This is a genomic window from Catenulispora pinisilvae (genome assembly GCF_015356865.1).
Classification (GTDB): domain Bacteria; phylum Actinomycetota; class Actinomycetes; order Streptomycetales; family Catenulisporaceae; genus Catenulispora; species Catenulispora pinisilvae.
The window spans coordinates 1-8262 of the sequence record NZ_JAAFZA010000351.1 but is presented as its reverse complement, the minus strand read 5'-3'; the positions used below and the strand labels follow the sequence as shown (position 1 = coordinate 8262).

General features: G+C 72.1%; 7 protein-coding genes. 2 read left to right on the top strand and 5 right to left on the bottom strand.

Going from position 1 to position 8262, the window contains the following annotated elements:
* The 4 genes from efeU to IZR01_RS46205 all read right to left on the bottom strand — a co-directional run.
* A partial coding sequence (gene efeU / locus IZR01_RS46220; RefSeq protein ID WP_194927533.1) for an iron uptake transporter permease EfeU occupies window positions 1-856 on the bottom strand: 856 nt, incomplete at its 3' end.
* 170 nt (window positions 857-1026) lie between these two features.
* Window positions 1027-1977: a sulfurtransferase gene (locus tag IZR01_RS46215; protein ID WP_194927532.1), complete on the bottom strand. Its 951-nt coding sequence runs from the start codon at window positions 1975-1977 to the stop codon at window positions 1027-1029.
* A gap of 17 nt (window positions 1978-1994) precedes the next feature.
* Window positions 1995-3170, bottom strand: coding sequence for an alkaline phosphatase family protein (locus IZR01_RS46210; RefSeq protein WP_323747292.1), 1176 nt, complete (start codon window positions 3168-3170; stop codon window positions 1995-1997).
* 34 nt (window positions 3171-3204) lie between these two features.
* The gene (locus tag IZR01_RS46205) at window positions 3205-3879 is read right to left on the bottom strand and encodes a DUF5998 family protein (protein ID WP_194899173.1); all 675 of its coding nucleotides are present in this window, start codon (window positions 3877-3879) and stop codon (window positions 3205-3207) included.
* 295 nt (window positions 3880-4174) lie between these two features.
* Between IZR01_RS46205 and IZR01_RS46200 the strand changes: the two genes are divergently transcribed.
* The gene (locus IZR01_RS46200) at window positions 4175-6637 is read left to right on the top strand and encodes a DNA gyrase/topoisomerase IV subunit A (protein ID WP_194899172.1); all 2463 of its coding nucleotides are present in this window, start codon (window positions 4175-4177) and stop codon (window positions 6635-6637) included.
* 55 nt (window positions 6638-6692) lie between these two features.
* Here IZR01_RS46200 and IZR01_RS46195 read toward each other — a convergent pair whose 3' ends face one another.
* Entirely contained in the window at window positions 6693-7157 is a 465-nt protein-coding gene (locus IZR01_RS46195) for a nuclear transport factor 2 family protein (protein ID WP_194927530.1), read from the bottom strand.
* An 89-nt stretch (window positions 7158-7246) separates the two neighbouring features.
* On the opposite strand from IZR01_RS46195, the gene IZR01_RS46190 reads away from it, so the two are divergent.
* The gene (locus tag IZR01_RS46190; RefSeq protein ID WP_194927529.1) at window positions 7247-8059 is read left to right on the top strand and encodes a LysR family transcriptional regulator; all 813 of its coding nucleotides are present in this window, start codon (window positions 7247-7249) and stop codon (window positions 8057-8059) included.
* The last annotated feature ends 203 nt before the right edge of the window (window positions 8060-8262 follow it).

Here is an 8262-nt window from a genome sequence, read left to right as displayed (position 1 = left end):
CCGTCAGATGTGTACAAGAGACAGCGGCGGCGGCGACCGGTTTCGGCATCGCGGCCGGCCGCAGGTAGAAGAACATCACCGGCGCCAGGTACGCCACGTACCCGACCACCGACAGCCAGGTCATCTTCGGCGTCAGGTTCAGCGTCCCGGCGACCACCTGCGAGTACCAGGCGTTCGGGTCCAGGTGCGCGGTCAGGTCCCAGGCGTAGGACGTGAACCCGCCGACGGCGCCGCTCTCCTGCAGGTCCGTTAGGCCGTAGGCGAGCACCCCGGCCGCGATGACCACCAGCACGAACCCGGTGATCTTGAAGAACCGGGCGAGGTTCAGCTTCAGCGCCCGGTGGTACAGCCCCCAGCACAGCACCGCCGCCACCGCGATCCCGGCGACCGCACCGATCCCCGGCCCGCTCTTCTCGTGCGCGGTCTGGGCCGTGGTCCACAGGAACAGCGCGGTCTCCAGGCCCTCACGCGCCACCGCCGCGAACGCCGTGAACACCAGCATCCCGGTGCTGGCGCCCAGCGCGGCGGCCAGCTTCGCCTTCAGGTCCCCGGACATCGAGGCGCTGGCCCGCCGCATCCAGAACACCATCGTGGTGACGAACGTGACCGCCAGCAGCGCCATCACACCGCCGAACACGTCCTGCGCCTTGGGCGGCAGATGCGCGGAGGTGAACGTGAGGACCGCCGCGAAGGACAGGCTCAGCGCGGCGGCCGCCGCGACCCCCAGCCACACCGACCCCGCGCGGTCCTTGCGCCCGGCCTTGGCCAGCGAGGCGAGCAGGATGGAGACGACGAGCCCGGCTTCCAGCCCTTCTCGGAGTCCGATCAGGAAACTCGGGAAGGCATCCGACAGCACCGCGCCCCGCCCCTTCTGGTCACACCGCGTCCGCCGACGAAGTTAGGTATGCCTTAACGAAGTAAGGCGTGCCTAAATTAGCAGGACAATGCCGGTGGCGGTCAACGTGGCGAAGCTCGGCGCGACGGTGACTTGCGTCTCAGGAGCCTTGGGCGGCTTGGGCGGCCGGGTCAGGCCTCGCCGGTGGCTACGGGGCGTGACGGGTCGGAAGCCCAGCCGCTCCAGGAGCCCTCGTACAACGCCACGTTCTCCGGGGAGATGCCGGCCACGGCCATCGCCAGGATCTCGTGGGTCGCGGTGACGCCGGAACCGCAGTACACGGCGACCCCGTCCGCGTCCCACGCCCCGCTCCCCAGGCGGGCGAAGCGCTCCTTGAGCGCAGCGGCCGACCGGAAGCGGCCGTCCGCGTCCAGGTTCTCGGTGGTCGGCGCCGACACCGCGCCGGGGACGTGCCCGGCGGCCGGATCGATCGGCTCGGTCTCGCCCCGGTAGCGGGCCCCGGCGCGGGCGTCCAGCAGCGTCCCGGACGCGGCGACCGCGGCGGCGCCGTCGTGGTCCAGCACCGCGAACTCGCCGCGCTCGGCCGGCGCGAAGTCGCCCTCGGCGGCTTCTGCGGCCCCAGCGGCCCCGGCCGGCGCCTCGCCCTGCTCGACCGGCCCGCCGGCCGCGCTCCAGGCCGCGAGGCCACCGTCCAGGACCCGCACGTCGGGGTGGCCGTGGTGGCGCAGCAGCCACCAGGCACGGGCCGCCTGGGTGCTGTCGCCGCCGTCGTACACGACGACCGGCCGGTCGGTGCGGACCCCGGCGCGACGCATCGCGGCGGCGAAGCGCCCCGGGTCCGGCAGCGGATGCCGGCCGCGGCCCCCGACCGGCGAGTCAGGGTGCTCAGCCAGGTCCTGGTCCAGGCTGACGTAGCGCGCGCCCGGGATGTGCCCCTTCAGGTACTCCCCGTGCCCGTACTCGCTGGGCTCGCCGAGCTTCCAACGGATGTCCAGCACGATCGGCGCGGGGTCGGCGTGGTCGGCGTGGTCAGCAGAGTCGGCGTTGTCGGCAGGAGCTGCGGCCAGGTCGGCGGCGAGCTGATCGGTGCTGATCAGCGGGGAGGATTCGGGTTGGCGCATGGGCGCCATATTGGCACTCATCGGGAGGTGGCTGCCCCCGCCCCGAACACCAACAACGGGATCTCCTGCTCAGCCGCCGACAGCGACCCGTGCATCCCCAACAACCGGGACTCCAACTTCTCCCGCCGCGTAGCCACCACGGCCCAGTCCGCCAACAGCGCCGCGACCACGTCCCCGATCCGTGGCGCCAGCCGCTCGTCCACGGCCTCCGGCGGGCCGAACCAGCCCTCGTAGATCGCCTCGTCCCGCGACCGCACCACGGCCACGTCCTCCAGCGCCTCGCGCCAGATCTGGAGCACGTCGCGCGCCGCGCCCGGCTTCGCGTACACGTGCCGGGCCCGGCCCTCGCCGCCCAGCAGCCGCACGCCGACCTGGAGCTCCGGGTCCTCGTCCACGTCCACGCGCCGGTCGGCCGGGACGTCGACCATGCCGTGGTCGGCGGTGACGTACAGCGTGGTGCCCGCTGGGAGCCGGTCGACGAGTTCGCGGACCGTGGCGTCCACGACCGCCAGCTGGCCGCGCCAGCTCTCGGAGTCGACGCCGTTGAGGTGGCCGGCGGCGTCGAGGTCGGCGTAGTAGAGGTAGACCAGGGCTCGGGCGTCGCGGTCGGCGGCGTCCTTGAGCGTCTCCAGGGCGCCTGCCACTCGGTTGGGGAGGGATTCGGCACCGGTGAAGGCCCCGCCGCGGAGCACCGAGCGGGTCAGGCCGGAGTCCTGGAAGCGGGCCGCGGTGACCTGGGTGACTTCGATGCCTTCGCGTTCGGCGCGTTCGAAGACGGTTTCGTGCGGCTGCCATTCCAGCGGGTCGACCGGGACGTCCCAGCGCAGGAGGTTGATCATCCGGGAGGTGCCGGGGACCAGGACCCGGTAGCCGAGCATGCCGCTGGCTCCGGAGGGCAGGCCGGTGCCGAGGGAGCCGATGCTGGCCGCGGTGGTGGAGGGGAAGCCGGCGGTCAGGTCGCGGTTGGCGCGCAGGGCCTGGGCCAGGTAGGGCGCGATTTCGGCGTTGCGCTCGATGAGGCGGGCGCCCATGCCGTCGACCAGGAAGACGCAGGCGCGGCGGGTCGGGGCCAGGCCGAGGGGGTTGGGCGTGCCGGGGACGCCGAGGGCGGCCAGGACGGCGGGGAGGAGGTCGGACAGGGCACCGCGGCCGTAGGCGGGCAGGACGAGATCGGACCGGGCGGGGCCGGACACTCCGGGCGGGTTCACGCGGTTCGGTGCCCCGGTCTCAGCGCCCGGACTGGGCGCCGGCGGCGGTGCCGGTGCCGGTGTCGGTGACGACGTCGGTCAGCGCGCGGGCGAAGGCCAGGGTCTCGGCCACCGCGTCGGCGCCGTCGGCCTCGGCCGAGACCCGGATCATCACGTCGTCGGCGGTGGCGGTGCCGGTGTAGCCGTGGTCGGCGTCGCAGTGCGGGTCGCCGCAGTTGGCCGGCTCCAGGTCCAGCCGGCTCACCACGCCCCAGCCGATGGTCAGCACCACCTCGCGCGGCGGGGTGCCGGGCCGGTGGCTGGCCGGGTCCTCGACCACCCGGCTCACCACCACCGAGGAGATGCGGTGCAGGGGCACGGTCTCGGTGGAGGTGGTCGCGTACGCCTTCGCCCCGGCCACCGCGTCCGGGGAGCCGGGCGGCACCGGGGCCATCGGGTCGTCGGAGCCGTACTCGTCGGTGTGCCCGGCGATCAGCCTGGTCGGGGTCACGGCCAGCACGGTGACGTGCCTTCGCACCTCGTCGGCGTCGAAGGTGGTCTCCTGGTGCACGAGATGGCCGAGCACCGCCTCGGAGCCGACCGCGTCCTCGACGGCCTCGGCCACCAGCGCGGGGTAGTAACCGCTGCGCTCGATGGCGGCGATCAGGTCGCCGTGGGCGGGACGGGCTGACGAGGACGGCTGCGAGTTGGGCATGGGTCCATCCTGACACCTGCGGGCCCGGGTGCGGGCCCCATGCCGCACGGAAGCGTGACGCGCGGGGGCGTTATCACCCGATAATCGGGGTCGATCGCTCACGGCGGACAGGTCGGGGGCGGGCCCGCGGACCTACATGTCCGGCCGACGGGATCGGCGACGAACTGGTTCGCGCGCGGCGAGGTTGCCTACCGGATTACCTACTCCGCGCCCTCCTGCGCCACGCTGTCGGAACGACGCGCAACAATAGGGCGTCACCCGCATCGCAGCGCGAGAAGCAGGAGCCGCACCGAAGATGGCACGCCGCAGCACCACCCCCGAGCCCGAAGAGGATTTCGAGGAACGCATCGTCGACATCGATGTCGCCGACGAGCTCTCCGACTCGTATCGGGAGTACGCGTACTCGGTCATCTACTCGCGCGCCCTGCCCGACGCGCGCGACGGGCTCAAGCCGGTCCACCGCCGGATCCTGTACCAGATGAACGACATGGGCCTGCGGCCCGACCGCGGCTACGTCAAGAGCGCGCGGGTCGTCGGCGACGTGATGGGCAAGCTGCACCCGCACTCCGACACCGCGATCTACGACTCGCTGGTGCGCATGGCGCAGTCCTGGGCGATGCGCATCCCGCTGGTCGACGGGCACGGCAACTTCGGCTCGCTGGGCGGCGACGACCCGCCGGCGGCCATGCGGTACACCGAGGCCCGCCTGTCGCCCGCGGCGATGATAATGACCGACTCGATCGACGAGGACACGGTCGAGTTCGGGCCGAACTACGACGGCCAGGAGCAGGAACCGCAAGTCCTGCCCTCGGCGTTCCCGAACCTGCTGGTCAACGGCGCCGCCGGGATCGCGGTCGGGATGGCGACGAACATGGCGCCGCACAACCTGGGCGAGGTGGTGGCCGCCGCCCGGCACCTGATCAAGCACCCGGACGCCACCCTGGACGACCTGATGCGGTTCGTCCCGGGCCCGGACCTGCCCACCGGCGGTCAGATCATCGGCGAGCAGGGCATCCGGGACGCCTACGAGAACGGCCGCGGCGTTTTCAAGATGCGCGCCACCGCCTCGATCGAGAAGGTCACGCCGCGCCGCGAGGGCATCGTGGTCACCGAGCTGCCCTTCAACACCGGCCCGGAGAAGGTGATCGCCAAGGTCAAGGAGCTGGTGCAGGCCAAGAAGATCCAGGGCATCACCGACCTGAAGGACCTGTCCGACCGGTTCAACGGCCTGAAGCTGGTCATCGAGATCAAGGCCGGCTTCAACCCCGAGGCGGTCCTGGAGCAGCTGTACAAGCTGACCCCGCTGGAGGAGTCCTTCGGCATCAACAACGTGGCGCTGGTCGACGGCCAGCCGCTGACGCTGGGCCTGAAGGAGCTGCTGGAGGTCTACCTCGACCACCGCTTCGAGGTGGTCCGGCGCCGCACCGAGTTCCGCCGCACCAAGCGCATGGACCGGCTGCACCTGGTCCAGGGCCTGCTGATCGCGCTGATCGACATCGACCGGGTGATCCGGCTGATCCGGGAGTCCGACGACGCCGCGGCGGCCAAGGAAAACCTGATGGCCGCGTTCGCCCTGTCGGATAAGCAGGCCACGTACATCCTGGACACGCCGCTGCGCCGGCTGACCCGCTTCGACTCCCTGGAGCTGGAGTCCGAGCGGGACAAGCTGACCGGCGAGATCAGGGACCTGACGGCGATCCTGGAGTCCGACACCCTGCTGCGCAAGGTGGTCTCCGACGAGCTGGCCGCCATCTCCAAGCAGTTCGCCACCCCGCGCCGCAGCGTCCTGGTCGAGGGCGCGCTGCCGGTGTTCCAGCCCCGGCCGCTGGAGATCAGCGACGACCCGGTGGCGGTCCTGCTGTCCGCGACCGGCCTGCTGGCCCGCACCGCCTCCGGCTCGACGAAGATCGGCGCCGGCGGCGAGCGCGGCAAGAACGACTCCGTCGCCTCGATCGTGACCTCGACGATAAGAGGCGAGGTCGGCGCGGTGACCACGACCGGCCGGCTGATCCGGTTCCCGGTCATCGACCTGCCGGTGCTGCCGGACTCGGCGGCCAAGGCGGCGCCGAGCCTGTCCGGCGGCGCCCCGGTGTCGGAGTTCGTCCGGCTGGAGGAGGACGAGCGGGTGCTGTGCCTTTGCTCGCTGAACCCCGAGTCCCCGGGCCTGGCCCTGGGCACGGTCCAGGGGGTGGTGAAGCGCGTCACCCCGGACTACCCGAAGAACCGCGACACCTTCGAGGTCATCACCCTCAAGGACGGCGACACCGTGGCCGGCGCGATCGAACTGCACACCGGCGAGGAGGAACTGGTCTTCATCACCGACGACGCGCAGCTCCTGAAGTTCTCGGCGGCGCTGGTCCGGCCCCAGGGCTGCCCGGCCGGCGGCATGGCCGGCATCAGCCTGAGCCAGGACGCCTCGGTGATCTACTTCGGTGCCGTCGACCCCGGACAGGACGGCCTGGTGGTGTCGCTGGCCGGCTCCGACGACGCCCTGGTCGACACCGCGACCACGATCAAGGCCACCCCGTACGACCTGTACCCGACCAAGGGCCGGGCCACCGGCGGCGTCCGCTGCCAGCGCTTCCTGAAGGGCGAGCACCGGCTGGTGGCCGCCTGGGCGGTGAACGCGCCGGCATACGCCTGCACGGAGAACGGCACGCCGGTCCCGCTGCCCCCGGTGGACCCCCGCCGCGACGGCTCGGGGACTCCGGTGGAGGTGCCGATCGGGTACGTGACCAGCCCGGCCACGGCCGGGTAGCCGGCTGGTAGAGCTCTGACTTGTGGCCGCCCCGCTCGGGGCGGCCACAGGCGTCTCAGCCGCCGAAGATCGCTACCGGATCGCCGGTGAACCAGGTGTTCTCGATCCGCATCCGCCGGATGAGCCACCGGGACCCGTCCCGCACCAGCTCGACGGTGTAAGGGTTCTTCAGCAGCGCGTGCGTGCCGTGGTCGGCGGTCAGCAGGTGCTGCGCCTCCACCAACGCGGTGGCCCGCGCGGTATCCCCGTCGATCACCGCGCGCACGTTGGTCACCTGATGCGTGGTGTCCACCCGCCCGGCGAACCCGGCCAGGATCGTGGTGACGATCGTGTCCCGGCCGACCATCAGCGGCGGGTTCCCGCCCCACTCGGCCGCCGCCGGGCGGAAGTCGAGTTCGGCGTCCTGGGCCCAGGCCGAGGCGAACAGCTCTGCGTCCCGCGTGTCCTGGCCCAGGCCGAAGCGGTAGAGCGCGTCGGCGATCTCCAGCCGGTCGCGGAGGTCGTTGATCGTGATGTCCATGGCTTCATCGTCGGCCGCCGCGCGCGGGCGACCAATGGCCGGTTGTGCCATGATCGATAAGTCACACTTAACGATCGGACCGATGCCCCGTGCTGGAACGCCACGAGCTGGAGGCCTTCCTCACCCTGGCCGAGCAGCTGCACTTCGGGCGCACGGCCGAGCTCTTGAACGTCTCCCCGGCCCGGATCAGCCAGACGATCGCGAAGGTGGAGCGGCGGGTCGGCGTCCCGCTCTTCCGGCGCACGAGCCGCCGGGTCGAGCTGACCGCGGCCGGCAGCGCCCTCTATGCCGACCTCCGGCCGGCCTGGACCACGATCACCGAGGCGGTGACCCGGACGATCGAGGCCGGTCGCGGTGTCACCGGGACGCTGCGGGCGGCGTTCGTCGGCGCGGCAGCCGGTCAGCTGCTGATCGGGGCGACGGAGGCGTTCGGCAGGCTCCATCCGGATTGCGAGGTCGCCGTGCGCGAGGCGCAATTCGGGAACGTCGGAGCGTGGCTGCTGAACGACGAGGTGGACCTGGCGCTCAGCACCCGGGAGACGGTCGTGCCGGAACTGGCTCAGGGCCCGACGTTGGTGAGCGAGAAGCGGATGCTCGCGGTGGCGCTGGGGCATCCGTTCGCGCGGCGGGAGGCGGTCAGCCTGGCGGACGTGGCCCGCACCGCCCGCATCGAGCCGCAGTCGACGCTCCAGGAGTGCCTGACGCTCGTGGGGGCGGGCCGAGGAGTCGCCGAGGTCGGCGCGCAGACCCGGCGCTACTACCCGAGACCGGACGTCGTCTACGTCCCGATCAGCGACGCGCCGCCGCTGGAATGGTGCCTGGTGTGGCACGAGGACCGCCGGACGGCTCGGGTCCGCGCTTTCAGTCAGGCCGCTTACGACCTCGTCAAGGCCGTGACATAAGGCGGGAGCACCGTCGTCCCCGCGGCCTGGGGCACGCGGCGGGACATCCTCTCCCCCGGTCCGTGTGTGGCAGGACCGGCGGTCCCGTCGCGGGACGACGGTGCTCCCTCATCAGCGGTGGTGGAGTCCAGGCGGAGGCCACCGCTGGGGCCCGGACCGCTCCTCGGGGTCCGCCGAGGGGTCCGGGGGTCTGGGGTCTGGGG

Bases quoted from the DNA above. Each gene is read 5' to 3' on its own strand.
- IZR01_RS46215 (WP_194927532.1), bottom strand. From the start codon at position 1,977: ATGCGCCAACCCGAATCCTCCCCGCTGATCAGCACCGATCAGCTCGCC.
- IZR01_RS46205 (WP_194899173.1), bottom strand. From the start codon at position 3,879: ATGCCCAACTCGCAGCCGTCCTCGTCAGCCCGTCCCGCCCACGGCGAC.
- IZR01_RS46200 (WP_194899172.1), top strand. From the start codon at position 4,175: ATGGCACGCCGCAGCACCACCCCCGAGCCCGAAGAGGATTTCGAGGAA.
- IZR01_RS46195 (WP_194927530.1), bottom strand. From the start codon at position 7,157: ATGGACATCACGATCAACGACCTCCGCGACCGGCTGGAGATCGCCGAC.